General features: G+C 39.3%; 21 protein-coding genes. All 21 read right to left on the reverse strand.

The genetic code is table 11. The features are described from left to right. Window positions 1-363: a phage holin family protein gene (locus IGI52_RS09900; RefSeq protein WP_016181283.1), complete on the reverse strand. Its 363-nt coding sequence runs from the start codon at window positions 361-363 to the stop codon at window positions 1-3. Further along, window positions 363-683, reverse strand: a complete 321-nt coding sequence (locus tag IGI52_RS09905; protein WP_016181282.1) for a PspC domain-containing protein — start codon at window positions 681-683, stop codon at window positions 363-365. Before IGI52_RS09905 ends, IGI52_RS09900 begins: the two co-directional genes overlap by 1 nt. A gap of 25 nt (window positions 684-708) precedes the next feature. After that, entirely contained in the window at window positions 709-2,259 is a 1,551-nt protein-coding gene (gene liaX / locus IGI52_RS09910) for a daptomycin-sensing surface protein LiaX (RefSeq protein WP_438781193.1), read from the reverse strand. A 181-nt stretch (window positions 2,260-2,440) separates the two neighbouring features. Continuing rightward, a complete protein-coding gene (gene phoU / locus IGI52_RS09915; RefSeq protein WP_016181280.1) occupies window positions 2,441-3,118 on the reverse strand; it encodes a phosphate signaling complex protein PhoU in 678 nt (225 codons plus the stop codon). Window positions 3,119-3,137: 19 nt separating this feature from the next. Then, complete coding sequence (gene pstB, locus IGI52_RS09920; protein ID WP_016181279.1) at window positions 3,138-3,893, reverse strand: phosphate ABC transporter ATP-binding protein PstB; 756 nt, start codon at window positions 3,891-3,893, stop codon at window positions 3,138-3,140. Window positions 3,894-4,208: 315 nt separating this feature from the next. Beyond that, complete coding sequence (pstB, locus tag IGI52_RS09925) at window positions 4,209-5,009, reverse strand: phosphate ABC transporter ATP-binding protein PstB (protein ID WP_016181278.1); 801 nt, start codon at window positions 5,007-5,009, stop codon at window positions 4,209-4,211. A gap of 72 nt (window positions 5,010-5,081) precedes the next feature. Then, window positions 5,082-5,969, reverse strand: a complete 888-nt coding sequence (pstA, locus tag IGI52_RS09930) for a phosphate ABC transporter permease PstA (RefSeq protein ID WP_016181277.1) — start codon at window positions 5,967-5,969, stop codon at window positions 5,082-5,084. Further along, complete coding sequence (gene pstC / locus IGI52_RS09935) at window positions 5,962-6,894, reverse strand: phosphate ABC transporter permease subunit PstC (protein ID WP_016181276.1); 933 nt, start codon at window positions 6,892-6,894, stop codon at window positions 5,962-5,964. Before pstC ends, pstA begins: the two co-directional genes overlap by 8 nt. Before the next feature lie 249 nt (window positions 6,895-7,143). Further along, the gene (locus IGI52_RS09940) at window positions 7,144-7,398 is read right to left on the reverse strand and encodes a helix-hairpin-helix domain-containing protein (RefSeq protein WP_438781194.1); all 255 of its coding nucleotides are present in this window, start codon (window positions 7,396-7,398) and stop codon (window positions 7,144-7,146) included. A gap of 6 nt (window positions 7,399-7,404) precedes the next feature. Beyond that, window positions 7,405-7,797 carry a VOC family protein gene (locus tag IGI52_RS09945; protein WP_438781196.1) on the reverse strand — a complete coding sequence of 131 codons (393 nt, stop codon included), beginning with the start codon at window positions 7,795-7,797 and terminating at the stop codon, window positions 7,405-7,407. 68 nt (window positions 7,798-7,865) lie between these two features. Next, window positions 7,866-8,642: a helix-turn-helix domain-containing protein gene (locus IGI52_RS09950; RefSeq protein WP_438781198.1), complete on the reverse strand. Its 777-nt coding sequence runs from the start codon at window positions 8,640-8,642 to the stop codon at window positions 7,866-7,868. Between the two features lie 70 nt (window positions 8,643-8,712). Then, the gene (locus IGI52_RS09955; protein ID WP_016181272.1) at window positions 8,713-9,561 is read right to left on the reverse strand and encodes a phosphate ABC transporter substrate-binding protein PstS; all 849 of its coding nucleotides are present in this window, start codon (window positions 9,559-9,561) and stop codon (window positions 8,713-8,715) included. A 359-nt stretch (window positions 9,562-9,920) separates the two neighbouring features. Beyond that, window positions 9,921-11,369, reverse strand: a complete 1,449-nt coding sequence (gene cls / locus IGI52_RS09960) for a cardiolipin synthase (RefSeq protein ID WP_438781200.1) — start codon at window positions 11,367-11,369, stop codon at window positions 9,921-9,923. A 60-nt stretch (window positions 11,370-11,429) separates the two neighbouring features. Continuing rightward, the gene (locus tag IGI52_RS09965) at window positions 11,430-11,867 is read right to left on the reverse strand and encodes a GNAT family N-acetyltransferase (RefSeq protein ID WP_016181270.1); all 438 of its coding nucleotides are present in this window, start codon (window positions 11,865-11,867) and stop codon (window positions 11,430-11,432) included. 47 nt (window positions 11,868-11,914) lie between these two features. Continuing rightward, window positions 11,915-12,235: a DMT family transporter gene (locus IGI52_RS09970; protein ID WP_016181269.1), complete on the reverse strand. Its 321-nt coding sequence runs from the start codon at window positions 12,233-12,235 to the stop codon at window positions 11,915-11,917. A gap of 318 nt (window positions 12,236-12,553) precedes the next feature. Then, complete coding sequence (gene ftsX, locus IGI52_RS09975) at window positions 12,554-13,438, reverse strand: permease-like cell division protein FtsX (RefSeq protein WP_048718705.1); 885 nt, start codon at window positions 13,436-13,438, stop codon at window positions 12,554-12,556. After that, entirely contained in the window at window positions 13,431-14,120 is a 690-nt protein-coding gene (gene ftsE, locus IGI52_RS09980) for a cell division ATP-binding protein FtsE (RefSeq protein ID WP_016181267.1), read from the reverse strand. The genes ftsX and ftsE overlap by 8 nt, the downstream gene beginning before the upstream one ends. A 97-nt stretch (window positions 14,121-14,217) precedes the next feature. Continuing rightward, window positions 14,218-15,328 (reverse strand): peptide chain release factor 2 gene (prfB, locus tag IGI52_RS09985; protein ID WP_176746215.1). Its coding sequence is split into 2 segments (ribosomal slippage): window positions 14,218-15,255 and window positions 15,257-15,328, totalling 1,110 coding nucleotides; the frame shifts between segments, so codons are not numbered across the junction. 185 nt (window positions 15,329-15,513) lie between these two features. Beyond that, window positions 15,514-18,045 (reverse strand): preprotein translocase subunit SecA, encoded by a 2,532-nt coding sequence (gene secA, locus IGI52_RS09990; protein ID WP_048718702.1) that lies wholly within the window; start codon window positions 18,043-18,045, stop codon window positions 15,514-15,516. A gap of 267 nt (window positions 18,046-18,312) precedes the next feature. Then, window positions 18,313-18,858 (reverse strand): ribosome hibernation-promoting factor, HPF/YfiA family, encoded by a 546-nt coding sequence (gene hpf / locus IGI52_RS09995; RefSeq protein ID WP_034876815.1) that lies wholly within the window; start codon window positions 18,856-18,858, stop codon window positions 18,313-18,315. Between the two features lie 138 nt (window positions 18,859-18,996). Further along, window positions 18,997-19,458 carry a ComF family protein gene (locus IGI52_RS10000; protein WP_227150956.1) on the reverse strand — a complete coding sequence of 154 codons (462 nt, stop codon included), beginning with the start codon at window positions 19,456-19,458 and terminating at the stop codon, window positions 18,997-18,999. Window positions 19,459-19,632 lie beyond the last annotated feature (174 nt).

The following is a 19,632-nucleotide window of genomic DNA, read 5'->3' on the forward strand; positions in this document are numbered from 1 at the left end:
TTACCTATCCGTGTACTTATCGATATTATGATCTGAAACGATCGCATTGACAATCGCCATGACGACAGCCACCAGAATTGAGATGGCAAAGCTGGAAAAGCCAAAACGATAATTTCCTAATAAGTTGGAAGTCAATTGCAGCATACCAGCGCTAATTACAAAACTAAACAGTCCCAAAGTCATAATATTCAACGGTAGTGAAAGTAAAATCAGAATCGGTTTCACTAAGGTATTTAAAATGGATAGGACAAAGCTTGCAGTAATAGCCATCATCAGACTTTCCACATATACATGATCAGGAAAGAGCACTGACAGTGAAATAAAGATCAGTGCATTAGCTATTAAGCGCTGTAGGTAAGTCATTAAAAGTCGCTCCAGTCATCATCGTCGATTTTGTCCGCTTTCTTACGTTGGCGTGACGCTTTTTTCTCATAATTGTTGTAGTCGTTGTTTCCATAGTATGGATTATTGTGTCCATATGAATCCCGTCCCCCTCTTGGAGCTGCGGGAATCACCAATGCTAACAAGACATATAATACAACCGGTGCGCCGATTAAGCCGAAACTTAAGAAAACATAAATCACACGCACGATTGTTGGATCGATCCCGAAGTATTCGGCGATCCCGGCTAAGGTACCTGTAAGTACCACATTTGTTCGTGACTTTTGTAATCTCTTTTGCATATGAATCTTCCTTCCTTATTATTTCCTAATTGTCGAAATCTTTCAAGAAAATACTACCAGTCGTTGTCGAAACATCGATCTTCGCCATGTCATCGGCAACTCGACGGAATTGTAATAAACGATTGGTCTTTTCTTTTTTCTCTCTGATCACTTCATAGTTTGATAAGCGATCATTGATACTGCCTAAACTTGTCTTGGCCAAGCCTTCCAAGCCGATTGTTTTTCCTAAAGAAACTTTAACATTACCATTCACTGAGCTGGCTTTGATTTTTTGTAGGCTATCATGACCAGCCGTCAATTTCACATCGCCATTGACTAACGAAATGCCATAATTTTGAATCGCTGCTTTCGTAACGATATTTCCATTAACGGTTTCGATAATCGAATCTAGGATCGCGCCTTCACGAATCTCAATGTTGCCGTTGACCCCTTGGATCTCAAGCATTGTCGCATCAATATGTTTGAAGGTGATATTGCCGTTAGTTGATTTGGCATATACATCCTTGGCATCCATCTCTTCAACGTTCAAATCACCATTTAGTAATTTTACTGCAACGTGATCGTATGTCCGTCTTGGCAAGTAGAAGACTAATTCTGCTTGAACACGTTTATTCGGGATTTGGAATGAGATATGTTCATCATTCACTTCGATCTGGCTGCGTTCCATTAATGATTGTAATGGCGTTGCTTCATTCATTTTACCATAAAGTTTGATTTTGGCATCTACTTTAATAGCCGCATCATCCCAAGCTTTTAAGGTAACTTTACCATTTGCTAATTTGATATCGATCAAGGTTGGTTCAACATCAGTATATAAAAATTGATGTTCAAACTTAGACGTTACTAAACCAGGAACTTTGACGTTGAAGTCTTTCCAATCAACATTTTCTTCTACCGTATCAGAAACGGTTTTCCAGGTCTTTTTCATCAAGCGGCTTAATTGAACGCCGGCTTCTCCCAATTTTTCACCAACTTGCGAGAAAGTTTCGCTTGCTTGATCCTTCAAATCGTCTGGAATATCAAAACATGTACGATTACGTTCTTTGCGATTTTCACTTTGGTTGTCTTGAACATTTTTCAGTTCTTCTTCTTCTTCAGCAACTTTTTCTTCTAACTTAGCGATTTTTTCTTTCAAGTCATCGATTTCATCTTCTACTGCTTCACGAATGTCATCATCTTCTTCTGATAATGTATCTAATTCTTCTTTCGTGTCCAACTCCATCAAAACTTCTTGTTTTTCATGAAGCGCGGCTTTCAATTCATTTTTCTTTTGATTGATTTCATCAATTCGAGCAGAAATCTGATTCGCTTCTGTCGCTAAATCATCGAAGTAAGCCTCAAGGTCTTCCAAGTCCTGTTTTTCAGAGCCTTTAGCTTCTTCTGTATCTTGTCCTGTTTCCCACTCATCAACTAAATTGGTTGCTTGGTCGCGGTGATAAGAATCCACTTTATCCGCAGCTTGTTTAATCTGCGCTTCATCCTTCGCCTTCGCCATGCTTTCTAATAAATCTAAACCTTCTTCAGTTGATAAAATACCTTTTTTAACTAATTCTAAAATTCGTTGTCTTTCATTCATAGAAATTGCCTCCTTCAAAAAGCAAATACATTACTTTTGGTTACATTCATATTATGCAATGTTTTTGGGTATTTGTCATAGGACTAAAGACCCATCTTTTTATCCGACTTTTTGAAGATTGTGTTTCTTCCTATTTAAAATGAAAAAAACCAGCTAGAAAATTCTCTAACTGGCACTTACTTTAAAATGTTTCGTTACGATTACTGTTCAGTTCAGTAATTTTTCCTGTCGCTAAGTAAACGATCCACTCACAAATGTTTGTCACGTAATCTCCCACACGTTCTAAGTAGCCGGCAACATGCAGATAATCCGTTCCACTGATAATGGTATCAGATTCTTTTTCCATCGTATTGGTCGTCATATCATAGATTTTTTGGAAATAATCATTGACCCGCTCATCCATTTTTGCGATCATACGAGCATCTTTTTCATCTGTCTTCACGTACGCAATTAAAACATTGTCTACCATTTTTTTTACGTAATTAGACATTTCATTAATTTCTTTTTCAACTTCTAATATTCGCGGCAAGCCTTTTAGGCGAATTGTTGATTTTGCTACTGACACCGCATGGTCTCCCATACGTTCCAAGTCAGAGCTGGCTTTCATGATCGTAATGATCGTACGCAGGTCAGTCGTAACTGGTTGCTGCAGGGCGATCATTTCGAAACTTTTTTTCTCCAAACGGACTTCCATGTCATTGATTTCAATGTCATGGTCAATAACCTCTTGTGCTAATTTCTTATCATGATCGATATATGAACGGACTGATTTGTGCACAGCACTTGAGACCATCATGCCCATTTCATAAAACTGATTGTGAAGATTCAACAACTCTTCTTCAAATTGTGTACGTAACATCGTTGCCCTCCTTCTATCTCTAACCAAATTTTCCTGAAATATAGTCTTCGGTTTCTTGTTTTGCTGGGTCTAAAAATATCTTCTTGGTCTTGTCAAATTCAATCAGCTCACCCTGCAAGAAGAAAGCAGTGCGGTCTGAGATCCGTGATGCCTGTGACATATTGTGGGTAACAATAATGATAGTGTAATTTTCTTTTAATTCCAATAGCATGTTTTCGATTTTTCCTGTTGAAACTGGGTCCAATGCGCTTGTCGGTTCATCCATCAGAATCACTTCCGGATTGACCGCTAATACTCGTGCGATACAAACTCGTTGCTGCTGTCCGCCTGATAAGGATAACGCACTCTCATGGAGCTTATCTTTGACATCGTTCCAAACTGAAGCAGCTTTCAAGCTTTCTTCCACGACTTGATCGAGCTTGCTTTTATCCTTCTCACCCTTTAATTTTAACCCATAGATCACATTCTCGTAAATCGAAAATGGAAAAGGATTCGGTTGTTGGAACACCATGCCGATTTCTTTACGCAACTTTACAGTATCTGTCTTCGGACTATAAATATCTTTGTCTTTATACATCACACTGCCTGTGATCGTCACACCTGGAATTAAGTCATTCATGCGATTTAGTGACCGCAAATAGGTTGATTTGCCGCAACCCGATGGTCCGATCATCGCTGTAATCTCGCCTTTTTCTATTTCCATGTTGATGCCCTTCAAGGCTTCTTTTTTACCATAATACAAATGAAGGTCTTTGGAAGTAATAATCTTCGACATTCGTTCGCTCCTTTTTCATATTTAGGAATTAATTTTTCTTGTCAGAAAAATTAGTCTGATCTTCAAGCCGTATATCATTCCTCTAGATTGGTTTTTGTATGGTTTGGCTGCTCATTATATACCTCTTTCAATTATTACAAACTGCGAAAAGAGGAACTGACATCCTTTTTCATATTTAGGAATTAATTTTTCTTGTCAGAAAAATTAGTCTGATCTTCAAGCCGTATATCATTCCTCTACGTTGCTTTTTGTATGGTTCGGCTACTTATAAAGTAATTTACTCAATTATTACCAACTGCAAAAGAGGAACTGATATTAACCAAAGTGACCTGATACATAATCTTCTGTAGCTTGGATTTTCGGTCGCGTAAAGATTTTGGCTGTTTCGTCGTACTCAATAACATGACCTAAATAGAAAAAGGCAGTATAGTCACTGATCCGAGCAGCTTGCTGCATATTATGGGTCACAATGATGATGGTATAGTTTTCTTTTAATTGAACCAGGGTTTCTTCAACGGTACCTGTTGAGATTGGGTCCAGCGCACTAGCGGGTTCATCTAATAGTAAAATATCCGGCTTCATCGCAATTGCTCGTGCAATACATAGACGTTGTTGTTGTCCCCCAGATAGAGCCAAAGCACTTTTATCTAAATTATCCTTTACTTGATCCCATAAAGCCGCTTGCTTCAGACTTGTTTCAACCACTTCTTCTAATTGCTGTTTATCACGCATTCCGTGCTGCTTTAACGCAAAAGTGATGTTGTCGCGAATCGATTTACTAAAAGGATTCGGACGCTGGAACACCATGCCGATACGTTTGCGCATTTCATAAACATCGATATTTGAGGCGTTGACATCAACATCCTTATATACGATTTTTCCAGTCACGCTGGCACTAGCAATTCCATCATTCATCCGATTTAACGAACGTAGATAAGTTGATTTTCCACAACCAGAAGGTCCAATCAAAGCGGTGATTCTATTTTTTTCAAATTCAAGATCAACACCCTTAATGGCTTCATTATCTCCATAATAAACATGTAAATCTTCCGTATGCAAGGCGATTTCACCAGGCATTCTGATGATGTTACGCTCTTCCCAATTGTATTCTTTCATTGAATTTCTCCTAGTTCGATATTTTCTGCGAAAAGCAGAACTGACATCCTAGTTCACACTAATGTAACTATTTTAAGCTGAAGTCATTTTTCGATGCAGTCGTTTACCGATTGCCCGTGCTCCAAAATTAAACAATAAAACTGCTAAGATTAAGACCGCTGAAGCCCCTGCTGAAACAGAAGTTCCGTCAGGCATCGTGCCTTCAGTGTTAATCTTCCAAATGTGCACTGCTAAGGTCTCTGCTTGCCGGAAAATGCTTAACGGGCTCGAAACGCTTAATGGATTGAAGTTGGTAAAATCCAAAGCTGGTGCGCTTTGTCCTGCTGTATAGATTAAGGCTGCCGCTTCGCCAAAGATTCGGCCAGAGCTTAGAATAACCCCTGTTAAAATTCCTGGTAAAGCATCCGGTACGACGATTTTTGTAACAGTTTCCCAACGTGACAAGCCTAAAGCCAAGCCTGCCTCCCGTTGAGTATAATGAATCGCTCTTAGTGATTCCTCGATATTTCTTGTTAATAATGGTAGGTTAAACAATGTTAGAGCCAACGCACCTGAAAGGATTGAAAAGCCGTAACCAAACTGAATAACAAAAATCAAGAAGCCAAACAAACCGACAACCACTGAAGGTAGCGAGCTCAGAATTTCGATTGAGGTACGAATAAGATTAGTAACCCAATTTTTCTTCGCATATTCAGATAAGTAAATACCTGCACCTAATGAGATAGGTAGACTAATAATCATCGTTATCAGCAATAAGTAGATCGAGTTAAATAATTGAATACCAATCCCGCCGCCTTTTTGATAAGCTTTCGAAGGCGAGGTCAAGAACTCCCACGAAACATGCGGCAAGCCGCGAATTAAAATATAAAGTAATAGAAAAGCTAAGATTGCGACAATTAGGCCAGAGACGGCATATAGAATACCCGTTGCGATTTTATCTGCACGTTTTGCTTTATCCATTGCTGATCTCCCCCTTCTTTCCAATGTAGCGAATCAAGATATTGAAAACTAAAGACATGAATAATAGGATCAGTGCCAATGACCACAGAACATTGTTCTCTACTGTGCCCATGATCGTATTTCCGATGCCCATTGTCAAAATCGAAGTCAACGTAGATGCTGGAGTGGTCAGGCTTGTCGGCATCAATGCCGCATTCCCGATCACCATTTGAATGGCCAAGGCTTCACCAAAGGCACGAGCCATACCAAAAACGACCGCCGTCAAAATTCCTGGTATTGCCGCACGCAAGACAACCTTATATATCGTTTGCCAGCGTGTGCCACCAAGAGCCAGTGAAGCTTCCCGATAATGACGTGGTACAGATTTCAATGTATCCACTGTCATCGTAGTTACAGTTGGTAAAATCATAACGAACAAAACAAATGTTCCAGACAGGATCCCGAATCCCGTACCGCCAAAAATTGAACGAATAAATGGTACGATTACTGTCAAACCAATAAACCCATATACAACCGAAGGAATCCCTACAAGTAATTCAATGACCGGCTGTAAAAACCGCTGTCCTTTAGTTGGGGAAATTTCAGTCATGAAAACCGCCGCCCCGATTGCAAAAGGCGTTGCTACAATAGCCGATAAAAAGGTAACCATAAACGATCCTAAGATCATCGGTAAAGCACCAACTAGCGGCTTGCCATCTGGTCCTGTTGCACTAGGATTCCAGACTGTACCAAATAAAAAGTCAAAAACATTAATCTTATCTACAAAAAAGGTTGATAACCCTTTGCTTGCTACAAAATAGAAAATTGCTCCAACCACAAACACGATCAACGCGATACAAATAAAACTAACAAAACGTCCTCGTTGTTCGATTCTCGCGCGCTTTGATTTTGTCGTCAGCGCTTTTTTTACATCTTCATTTTCCAAGGCCTACTCCTCCTGATTCCTACAAACTAATCCATTCGGTTTTTTACAAACCAACAAAATCATTTTACCTGTTGAAAATCAATTTCTTTTTAACCTCCTGTAACGCTTCCATGACATTTGTAAAGAAAGTGTAAACCAGATGAGAGCATCACCGCAACTGAACTGCTTGAAAACAAAAAAACACGATCAAGCTAAGCCAAAGACTGGCAAAGTTTGATCGTGATGTCTCACGAGATTTTTTCTTTTTGTTTAGTTATCCTTCCAATCCCACCAATTCTGCTTATCCTGTGGCAGTACGCCCTCATGATTGGCATAATGTACGGCTAAACGATAAACATACAAGGCGCAACGATCGACTTTCTCCCCCTTATTCACACAATCCTTTAAGTAGATTTCCTCCGGGTCTTGCTTTTTCAATGACTCAACAGTCGGATAACCCGCGTTTATTAAATGTTGAGTCATATTTTTACCAATCCCCGGAATCACTTGTAGATCACTTTTCATCTTCGATCATCCTTCTTTATATTCAGTAAAGGTCAACACGTACCCATCCGGATCTGTAATAGCAAATTCATTGGCTCCATAAAAGGTTTTATGAGGTTCAGTGTAAATTGGATAATTACTTTTAATAGTCGTATAGAACTCCTCAAAATTTTCAACTGTAATATATAATGTGATGGATGGTTGGATTTTTTTCGCGGCTAATATCGGATACTCTTCACTCAAATTCTCTTTTTCCTGCAGCATCAATGTCATGGCTTCTTTAGCGAGAATTGCAAATTGCAATGTCTGATTCTTTGCTGGGACAGAAGCCACCACTTCTAGTCCTAAAATCTCTTGATAGAACTTCACCGATGTATCCACACTTGTCACCATTAAATTCGTTGTAATATTTTTGTACATTCTAAACGCCTCCTCAATTTATAGCCTAATTTTATCAAGGGCAAGTCGAAACGTATTGTAAAAATGCGTCAATTTTTATATTGATCCACCAATTCCAGCGGTGTGATTCCTAAATGATGCTTAAAATCCTTGTTAAAATGCGGTTGGTCATAATAATTGGTGACGGTTAAAATATCCGCCGGCTTTGCTTGCTCCGAGGTCAATATCTCCAAACATTTTTGAAACCGCAGAATACTTAAAACCATTTTAGGTGTCAATCCAAAATTTTTCATAAAGACACGTTGACATTGACGCGGACTAAAATAAAGCAGCTCATACAAATTTTTTGTGGTTTGTGGGATTGCTTGAGACAATCGCGGAAAAAGCTGAGTAAACTCATTTGGCTGTAGCTCTTTAAATTTTTTCATCAAATAGCTTTGAAAAATTTCTTGCGCTTTCTCAAACATATTTGTAAAAAACTGTTTCTGATCAAAATCATCAAAAATATCCTGTAGTAAAATGAAGGTATCCATTGCCGCTTCTGCTGATAAACCAGTTAATTGATGAAAAGCCCCTGGCATCATGCGTGCGCCAAAAAAGCGTGCCGGTACCTCAATTTCATAATCAAAATCTGTTTGTTGATTTCCTGTGAAAAAAATCAGCTTTTGGTCGAAGTCCACAATCAGATCAATACAGCCATCTGCGATGATGACGTTCTTCACACGAACTTGATCCTGTGTTTTCGACCACATCGACCAAAAACACAAGACAAACTCCTTGCATTCAGGCACTACTTTTTCATGATAACTCATGACGCGCGTAAACTCTTCATTTAACAAAAAAGGCAGTTGAATTGGATAGTACATCTTTCATCCCTCCTATTCCATCTATTATAAAAAAACACCGCCTCGAAAACTTTCGAAACGGTATTTCAACTTATTTTATTACATTACCTTGCCAATCACGTTCAACTTTCATTTCAGAGATCGGAATATACCCAAGCTGTGAAACGACTTTTCCTTGAACTTCATCTGAAAGCATATAATCAAGAAAATCGGCAACTAGTTCTGTTGGCTTTCCTTTGGTATACATGTGCTCATAAGCCCAAATTTTCCAATGATTAGTCGTCACATTCTCATCTGTCGGTTCAACATTGTCAATATTCAGTGTTTGAACCTCTTTTGTAACATATGAAAAAGCTGTATAACTGATAGCACCAGGTGTGTCAGCAACAATTTGGCGAACCATTCCGCTTGAGTCTTGTTCCTGCGCACGTATCGCTGTTTTTCCATCTAAGACCCATTGTTCGAAAGTAGAGCGCGTCCCACTTCCGCTTGCTCGGTTTAGAATAACGATTTCCTGATCTTTTCCGCCAAGCTCTTTCCAGTTTGTGATTTCACCGAGAAAAATTTTACGCAGATTCTCTAACGAAATATTGGTTACGCCAACACCTTTGTTAACAATAGGCGTGATCCCAACAACTGCTACTTTATGATCAACTAACTTATCTGCATCGATGCCACTTTTTTCCTCCGCAAATAAATCAGAATTTCCGATCTCAACTGCCCCTGATTGAACCTGACTCAATCCAGTACCGCTTCCTCCGCCTTGGACATTGATAAATCTGCCGGGATTTTTACTTTGATATTCTTCAGCTACCGTTTCAACCAAAGGCTGCAAGGCCGATGATCCGACAGCAGTAATTGATTCGCCGCGGTCGATCCATTTCGAACAACCGGACAAAAGTAAAAGCGTACCTAAAAGAGGAATTAACCATTTCTTCATGAAAAATCTCCTTATTCATTTTAACGTAATCATTTTTCAAAAAACGAAAAATGATACTTATTTTCATGCCGTATACCATTCAACTAGCGACTATTTTTTGAGTTCACTTGTTCATTTTAATTAGCTTATACTTCTGAGTATACTGCGAAAAGTTGAGCCAACTCTAATTAGGATGTGGAAATTTGTAACAAATTTTCTTATTGTCGTTGGCATACGATTCCACTAACGAATTAGAAATACGTAGTGGAACTCGCAACTGGCATCCTTATTCATTTTAACGTAATCATTTTCTAAACGATAGTCTTACTAAACAAGCTAGTTCATTTTATACTATCAACCCATGAAAGCGCAAATGATTTTTACAGAAGTGGTGAAATCAGACGTGCAATTCCTTCTTTGAACTTAATAACGATTCCGCGCTGATCATATTTTTCCTGGGTAAGAAGTTCAGATTTCATCGAATCTTTATAAAAAGCGTCTCGTAATTCCTCAGCAAATTCTGCATCATAAACAATCGTATTTACTTCAAAATCCAACTTGAATGAACGAACATCAATATTTGCTGACCCTACCGAAGCAATTCCACCATCGATGATCATTGTCTTCGCATGAATAAAACCATTTTCATAGGTTTCGATAATTGCGCCATATTCCAGTAACTCAGCCGCAAAGGAGTAAGTTGCCCAATAAACTAAAATATGATCCGGCTTATTCGGAATTTGCATCCGTACCTTTACACCTGATAATAATGCCAGCTTTAGAGCCTCATGAATTGGTGCGTCCGGGATATAATAGGGTGTCTGAATCAAAATTTCTTTTTTTGCTAAATTGATCATTTTTAAATAAGTCAATTTAATCTGTTGATGCTCACTGTCTGGCCCGCTACTCACCATTTGCAACGCTAATTTTCCTTCTGATTCAATCTCAGGAAAATAATCAGGCTGATAGACCAGCTCGTGTTTCTGCTGAGAATTCCAATCCATTAAAAATCGGTTCTGCAATGTGTACACAGCATGACCGTGAATCCGTAAATGATTATCCCGCCAATACCCGAATTTTTCGACTAAGCCAAGATACTCATCGCCAACGTTAAAGCCGCCCGTATACCCAATCTCTCCATCAATTACGACGATTTTTCGATGGTTGCGATAATTCATTCGTGGGTTCAAATACGGTAAAAATAGCGGAAAGAAAAAATCGACCTCTCCACCGGCTTCGATCAGCGGAGAGAGAAACCGGCGATTTACTTGTGTTGAGCCCCAAGCATCTAAGAGCAAACGGACCTTTACACCACGTAAAGCAGCTGCTACTAATGCCTCTCGAACTTCAAGACCCAAGTCGTCTGCGCGATAAATATAGTATTCCATATGAATATGGTACTTTGCCCGATTAATATCCTTAATTAAAGCATCGAACTTCTCACGTCCATCGGTATATAGAATGACTTCATTATTGGTGGTATACAACGAACTCTCAAACATCGTCAGCATATAAATCAACTGTTTCGGATCGACTTGGTTTGTTGTCGGTTTTGGAAAAAGTCCTCGTGCTAGTGCTCTTTGTTGCTGCTGGACCTCTACGTTCATCCCGATTTTGGTCTGCATCTTTAAATCAAAGATCCGTTCCTTGGAGATTCCCTTTCCAAAAAAAACGTATAAAATAAAGCCGAGAATGGGGATAAAAGTCAAAACTAATAGCCATGCCCACGTATTAACCGTATCCTTACGTTCTCGAAAAACAATGATAAATGATAAAATAGTATTGATAATTAGGAAAAGTAATCCCAAGTGCCCTGTCACAAATGACATTCTCCCACACTCCTTCTACTAAAGGATAGCCGAGATAATGTTGATTGTAAACAATGGACCTTAGTGATTTTTTTCATTTCTCAAAATCATCTCAATGTGAGGGATTTCATCCTCTAAATAGATTCCAGAGTTTTTTTCAAACCCAAATGAGTGATAAAAATCAACTAAGTGGGCCTGTGCCGAAATGACCACCGGACGCTTTGGATAGCGAGTCTCAATTTCTTTTAGCGTTTTCGATACGATTGTTCGTCCTAATTGCTGTCCACGATATTCTTTAACGACTAATACACGCCCAAAATGGATCGTTTCTTCTTCGGCTAGAATTCGCGCATAGGCCTGCAATCTGCCATTTTCTTCGATCCACACATGCAACGCCGACCGATCAGCTTCATCGACTTCTTGATAAGGACACTCCTGCTCTACAACAAATACCGCCGTACGAGCCTGCAATATTGTCAATAATTCTTGTGGTGTTAGTTCATCCGTTCTTTTAATCATAAGATCCTCCTGAGCTTTTGCTAAAAATAGTTTAACCTAATTTTGGCTTAATGTCCGCTAGTAATCTTGATTCCAATAATTCCTGCTACCAAAAGTACAACAAAGAAACTAGTTAAAAGCGACAAATGATCTTTAAATAAAAGAACCCCAATTAAAATAGAGCCGACAGCGCCAATTCCTGTCCAAATAGGATAAGCTAAACTCATCGGTAACGAATGTAACGACTTCGACAAAAAATAAAAACTGGCTATCATGCCAATTATCGTCAAAAGCGAATAATTCATTTTACTAAAACCTTCACTCAATTTCATCATCGTCGCCCAAAACATTTCAAAAACTCCTGCCACAATCAATGATACCCATGCCATAATCAATACTCCTCCTCGATTAATAATCTAAATTGGCGCTACGCATACAGTTCAACGAAACCGTTTAAACATTTAATATTAATAATTGGGTTTAATCTTCAATTCATACATGATTAAACTGGAAGAAGTTGAACACGCAAAACAAGGAAGTCCAATTTCTTCAATGACCTAACGAAATTGGCTCCCTTGCTCGGTAGCGTTTTATTTAATTGATATTTATTCTAGGAGCTTTTACTAAAAAAATCAAGGGATAGAATTCTTTACTAATTCAGACAAAAAATAAGCTCCTTCGAAATTTTTCGAAGAAGCTTTGATTTGTTAGATTTTTAAGAAACGACGCATTGAAATAACCGAACCCAACGAACCAATCAAGTAGCCACCAACGGCCATCGTGATATCTAAAATCCATATGATTTGGTTTGGACGCAGTAACTCTAGGTTTGACTGTAGCAAATAAGGTGCTGCTAAGCCGTATACCTGTGAATAGCCATAGGTTAAGATTAAAATTGGTACAATTGAACCAATCAAACCGATCCAACCACCTTCAAGAAAGAATGGCCAGCGAATATAACCGTTTTTCGCCCCTACCAGACGCATGATTTGAATCTCCGTTTTACGTGAAATGATCGTGATCCGAATCGTATTCGAAATCAAGAAAATTGCTACGAAAACTAATAAGGCAGCGGCTGCTAAGCCCCAAGTCCGGACAACTTTTGCCATCTGGATGATTCGGTCAGCTGAATTTCCGCCGTAATTTGCACGAAAGACATTACTTAATTGACTGGCTTCTCGAGTCACCGGACGAATATATTGTGCATCGGTCGCCTTTACTACGTATACATCATAGAGTGGATTACTGTCGCCTTCGAAAAGGTCCCATGCATCGCCCATTTGTTTTTGCAACTTCTTCAATTGATCTTGTTTGCTAGAAAAAGTCACTTTGTCCACATGATTGATATCCTGTAATTCAGACTTCAATTCTTTTAATTCTTTATCTTTTGTACCGATATCAACAAAGACTGTCACTTCAACGTTGCCCTCAACATCTTGAGCTAACTTGGTTGCATTCATAATCACAGCCAGGAAAATTCCCGCCATTGTTAACGTGATCGTTACCGCACTGACTGATGCCAGAGTCATCCAGCCATTACGCTTCACACTCTTGATACTTTCCAACAGGTGTCGGAAGAAATTTCTAATCATCAAACTCGTATTCTCCTTCCGCTTCATCTCGAACGATCAAGCCATTTTCAATCGCGATTAAACGATGGCGCATGGTGTCTACGATCGTTTTGTTATGAGTCGCCATAACGATCGTTGTACCTTGATTATTGATTCGTTCTAATAAATGCATGATTTCCCAAGAAGTATCTGGGTCCAAATTACCAGTTGGTTCATCAGCAATCAGGACTTTTGGTGTATTTACAATCGCACGTGCAATCGAGACCCGTTGCTGTTCTCCTCCAGATAATTCACTTGGGAATACGCGGACTTTGTGTTTCAAACCAACAAGGTCTAAAACCTCCATAACACGTTTTTTGATATCCCGTGGTTTACGACCGATTACTTGCATAGCGTAAGCAACATTTTCATAAACAGTTTTTCGGGGCAATAATTTGAAGTCCTGGAACACAACGCCGACATCACGACGTAAATAAGGCACTTCTTTATTCTTGATCTTTAGTAAATCATGACGGGCAACATCTAATACTTTCCCGGATGTGGCTTTTTCTTCACGATACATCAACTTAATAAAGGTAGATTTTCCGCTACCAGAGGGACCAACGACATAGACGAACTCACCTTGATCGATACGGACCGAAATCCCACGCACAGCTGTTGTCTTATTAGGATATTTTTTTGTTACATCCTGCATTTCAATCATGCTTTATCTCTCCAAATCCTCTTAAATTCTTTGCTATTATAGCATGCCAACATTGCAACAGGCTTTCATTACTTTACAATTTGATTTCATTTTAAACTTAGGACTCTTGTGCCAGACGCCATTTCAGATAAGCATCGATGAAAGGATCCAAGTCGCCATCCATTACTGCTTGGACATTTCCCGTCTCATATTCGGTACGGTGATCCTTTACCATAGAGTATGGATGAAAAACGTAAGAGCGAATTTGTGAGCCCCAACCGATTTCCTTTTGTTCCCCTCGCAAGGCAGCAGCTTCTTGCTCTTTCTTCTCAATTTCTAACTGATAGAGTTTCGCCTTTAACATTTGCATGGCTGTCTCGCGATTATGAAATTGCGAACGCTGTGCTTGACTAGCAACAACCGTTCCCGTAGGCAAATGCGTGATCCGTACAGCTGATGAGGTTTTATTGATATGCTGACCACCTGCTCCGCTTGCCCGATAAACGTCGACCTTCAAATCATCTGGGTTAATCTCAACTTCAATATTTTCATCTAATTCAGGCATGACCTCAACGGAACAAAATGAAGTATGACGGCGACTCGCAGAATCAAACGGCGAGATTCGCACTAATCGGTGGACACCTTTTTCTGATTTTAAATAACCATACGCATTCGTTCCTTTAATCATCAGTGTAACACTCTTGATTCCTGCTTCATCACCTGATTGATAATCAATCGTCTCAACTGAAAACCCATGCTGTTCTGACCAGCGTGTATACATTCGTAAAAGCATTGATCCCCAATCCTGTGATTCTGTACCACCAGCACCTGGATGCAATTCAACAATTGCATTGTTTTTATCATAGGGAGCATCAAGTAACAGCGATAACTCAAAGCCAGAAATCTTTTCCTGCAATTGTACTAAGCGTTCTTCCAGCTCTTTTTGCAAATCGCTATCAAACTCTTCTTGTTGCATTTCCCACATCAGATTTAACTCATCTGTTTCGTTAGCAATCGCTTGAAATTGATCATATGTTTCTTTCGCTGCGTTGTTGCGATTAATTAAAGCTTGAGCTTTTTCCGAGTCATCCCAAAATCCTGGTGCAGACATTTGATTTTCTGCTTCGGCGATATCCTCTTCTAACTGCTCTAGGTCAAAGAGACCCCCTGAAGCTTGCGACTTGCTCTTGCATCGTATCTAAAAAATTACGTATTTCTGCATTTTCCAAATCTATTCCTTCTTTCTTGCGGATAAAACAATCCGTAAAACCAAACATTTAAAACTAACTCTTATTATATACATTTTTAAAGCTTCTGTGACAACTTGTAGAAATAGAACAGCGTCACGAACTCGCAAAGAACGAGACATAGCGGCTATGTCCCGTTCAAAAGGTTCCTTACTTATCGTAGAAAATTATTGTCCCTTACCGTGGCAATTTTTATATTTTTTACCACTGCCGCATGGACATGGATCGTTCCGTCCAACCTTTTCCACATGAACCGGTTTTTGCTTAGTATGGGTCAAATTCTTCGGATCTCCATCTGCTTCTACAGGATGTTCTTGTTGATTTTGAGCAACTTGCTCTCGTTGAACATTTTGACGAATCTCCGCTTTCATGAATAGACGTGTTACTTCAAACTCGATGGCTCCAACCATATCCTCAAACATCTTGTAGCCTTCTGTTTGGTATTCTACCAATGGATTATTTTGTCCATAAGCCCGTAAGCCGACTGATTGACGCAATTGATCCATCGCATCAATATGATCTGTCCATTTCGTATCCACCACACGCAAGATGACCACTTTTTCAAATTCCAACAATTGTTCTGGACTTTGCAATTGTGACACTTTTGTATCAAATACTTCTTTGGCGCGACCATATAGATAATCTTTCATTTCTTCTGGTGTTTTGCCTTCAAAATCAGCCTTTGAAACAGAATCCTCATGAACCAATGTTGCTCCAGCAAAATCCGCTAAAGCTTCAAGATTCCAATTATCTTTATCTAATTGAGTATGGCTGTCAACCACACGAGAAATTGTCCGACGCACCATGTTCAACAATTGCGGAGACAAATCCTTTTCGCCCATAATAACATCTTGACGTTGTTTGTAAATGACTTCCCGCTGCTCCCGCATCACATCATCGTATTGCAAGACATTTTTACGCGTATCATAGTTATTTCCTTCTACTCGTTTTTGAGCAGATTCTACTTGGCGAGTCAGCATTTTACTTTGAATCACGGCATCTTCGTCTTCTACCTTCATACGATCCAAGAAGGCTTTGATCCGTTCAGAACCAAAACGTTTCATCAAATCATCTTCCAATGAAAGGTAGAATTGTGAAACCCCTGGATCTCCTTGACGACCTGAACGTCCACGAAGCTGATTATCGATACGACGAGATTCATGACGTTCAGTACCAATTACAGCTAGGCCGCCTAATTCAACGACCCCTAGGCCTAACTTGATATCAGTTCCTCGACCGGCCATATTGGTAGCGATCGTTACCGAGCCTTTTTGTCCGGCGTTCATGATAATTTCTGCTTCTTTAAAGTGGTTTTTCGCATTCAAGACTTCATGAGGCACCTTTTCACGATCCAGCATATTCGAAAGCAGCTCAGACGTTTCAACAGCAACTGTACCAACTAAGATCGGCTGGCCTTTGCGATGACGTTCTTTAATATCCTGTACCACTGCATGGAACTTGCTTTCCAAAGTTGGATACAACAAATCTGCATGGTCTTCCCGGATAACCGGACGGTTTGTTGGAATTTGAATAACTTCAATATTATAAATTTCGCGGAATTCTTCTTCTTCCGTCTTAGCAGTACCAGTCATTCCGGCTAATTTTTTATACATACGGAAATAGTTCTGGAAGGTGATAGTCGCCATCGTTTTCGTTTCATCTTCGATCTCAACCGCTTCTTTTGCTTCAATTGCCTGATGCAGACCGTCAGAATAACGACGTCCATCCATGATACGCCCAGTAAATTGGTCAACAATTAAAACCTTGCCTTCTTGCACAACGTAATCAATATCGCGAATCATAATGAAGTTTGCGCGCAATGCTTGATCTAAGTGATGGGTCAACGCAGTATTGTCTAAATCGTATAAGTTTTCTAAACCAAAGTTTTCTTCTGCTTTTTCAATACCTTGTTCAGTCAGCCCAATCGTTTTCGATTGGATATCGATTTTGAAATCTTCATCCTCTTTCAAACGCTTCACAAAATTATCAGTTCGTGTATAAAGAGCTGTCGATTTTTCAGCCGCACCAGAGATAATCAACGGTGTCCGCGCTTCATCAATCAGGATTGAGTCTACTTCATCGACAATTGCATAATTTAATGGACGTTGAACCATTTGGCTTTGGTAAACCACCATGTTGTCACGTAGATAGTCAAATCCTAGTTCATTATTTGTACTGTAGGTGATATCGCAATTGTACGCTTCGCGTTTTTCTTCAGAAGTTTTTGAATTGATATTTAAACCAACGCTTAAACCTAAGAAGTTATACAATTCACCCATTTCTGTGGAGTCACGTGTAGCTAGATATTCATTAACAGTTACGACGTGGACTCCTTCTCCAGTCAAGGCATTCAAATAAACCGGCATCGTTGCTGTCAACGTTTTCCCTTCACCGGTTTTCATTTCAGGAATATTCCCATCATGTAAAACGATCCCGCCCATTAACTGAACGTGGTATGGATATAAGCCTAGAACACGCTTAGCTGCTTCACGGACCACCGCAAAAGCTTCTGGCAATAAGTCATCTAGCGTTTCCCCCGCTTGATAGCGTCCTCTAAATTCTTCGGTTTTGCCACGTAATTGTCCATCAGACAATTTTTCCATGTCGCTAGAATATTCTTCGACCTTGTCAGCAATCCCGCTCAATCGTTTTAATTCTTTTTTATCATTTTCAATCATTCGTCTCAGAAAGTTTGCCATTCGTTTACCTTACTCCTTTATTTCTTTTCATTTTCTATTTTTTGATAGAAACCCGCTAGTATATTTTATCATTAGTCCTTGAGAAAAGAAACTTCTCGCGGCGAATAAAGCGCGACTTATATAATGATTAATCTTTTTTTGTGATTTTCTTTAAGACCAAGTCGAATAAGGAACAATTCTTACAATAAACGGTTCTATCTCCCAAAACTTTATTTTTATTGAAAATAAAAAACCTTCCAGCATCAGCTGGAAGGCGATAAACGCTTATTAATCTGTTTCAATTAAACCGTATTTGCCATCTTTACGACGGTAAACAATGCTTGTACCATTTGTTTCAGCATCTTCAAAAATAAAGAAGTTGTGTCCAAGCATGTTCATTTGTAAAACAGCTTCTTCGCTACCCATTGGTTTCAATGATAAGCGTTTTGTACGAACGATTTCTAATTCAGATTCTTCTGAATCTTCTGCGTTCACTAACACTTCTACTTCACGCTCAGGCATGCCCGTTTCACGAGCTTTGCGATTAATTTTTGTTTTAAATTTGCGGATCTGACGTTCTAATTTATCCACAACCAAATCAATACTTGCATATAAATCTGGTGAAGTTTCTTCCGCCCGAAGAACTAAGTAAGGTAATGGAATCGTTACTTCAACTTTTGCCGTTTTTTCTGTGTATACTTTCAAATTGACATAAGCAGTTGCGTCCGGAACATCAGTGAAGTAGCGTTCTAACTTTCCTACTTTCTTTTCAACGTAATTGCGGATAGCCTCAGTAACTTCGATGTTTTCCCCACGAACATTATATTTGAACATACGTATTGCCCCTTTCGTCTTGCCAACTGAAGATAAGGAAGGACCACTCTTACCTCTTCTTCTTAACTCTATTATATCGAAATCTAATCCTTTTGCAAAGTAAATCGCTATCAATTTCATAATCCTAAATGATGCATTTTAACGAGCAAAAGTCAAGCTTTCTACCGCTTCCGCACCATTTTTATAAAGCAGTTCGGCTCCATGAAAAAGGGTTCTCCCCGTTGTATAAACATCATCAACTAATAAAACTTTTTGATTTCTAATTTTTCCATTTGCTACCCTTAACTCAAATGGCTGCTCCATTTCCAAGCGAGCTTTACGTGATTTTTCTGACTGTGGAGTTAATTCCTTGCGTCGCAGCAAATCTTTCAAGGGTATTTTCGTCAATTCTAAACAGCCGCGAACTTGATTAAACCCTCTTTGTTCAAATCGTTCCTTCGAAAGAGGCAGCGGACAGATTAAATAGTCACGATAGTTTTGTAAAATTTGTGCAAGCTCATTGACAAACGCCCCTCGCAATCGGTAATCTCCAGTAAATTTATAGGCTTCGATCCATTTGCGAAATCCCTCATCATAATGAAAGAGACTCCTATTATTCATGACAAATCCAAGCTCTTGATGCCATAATCGACAATCCGAACAGAGTTTTGATGAATCTGCTCTTCCACAACCAGGGCAAGAAGTGGCTTGATCGATTTTTGTAAATAATTTCTCACAATGATAACATCTCAAATTTGCAGAGTGGAACAATTCTCGTAGGGTGAGATTTCTCAC

The sequence above is a fragment of the Enterococcus sp. DIV0187 genome (assembly GCF_051713785.1).
In the GTDB taxonomy this organism is placed as follows: domain Bacteria; phylum Bacillota; class Bacilli; order Lactobacillales; family Enterococcaceae; genus Enterococcus_A; species Enterococcus_A avium.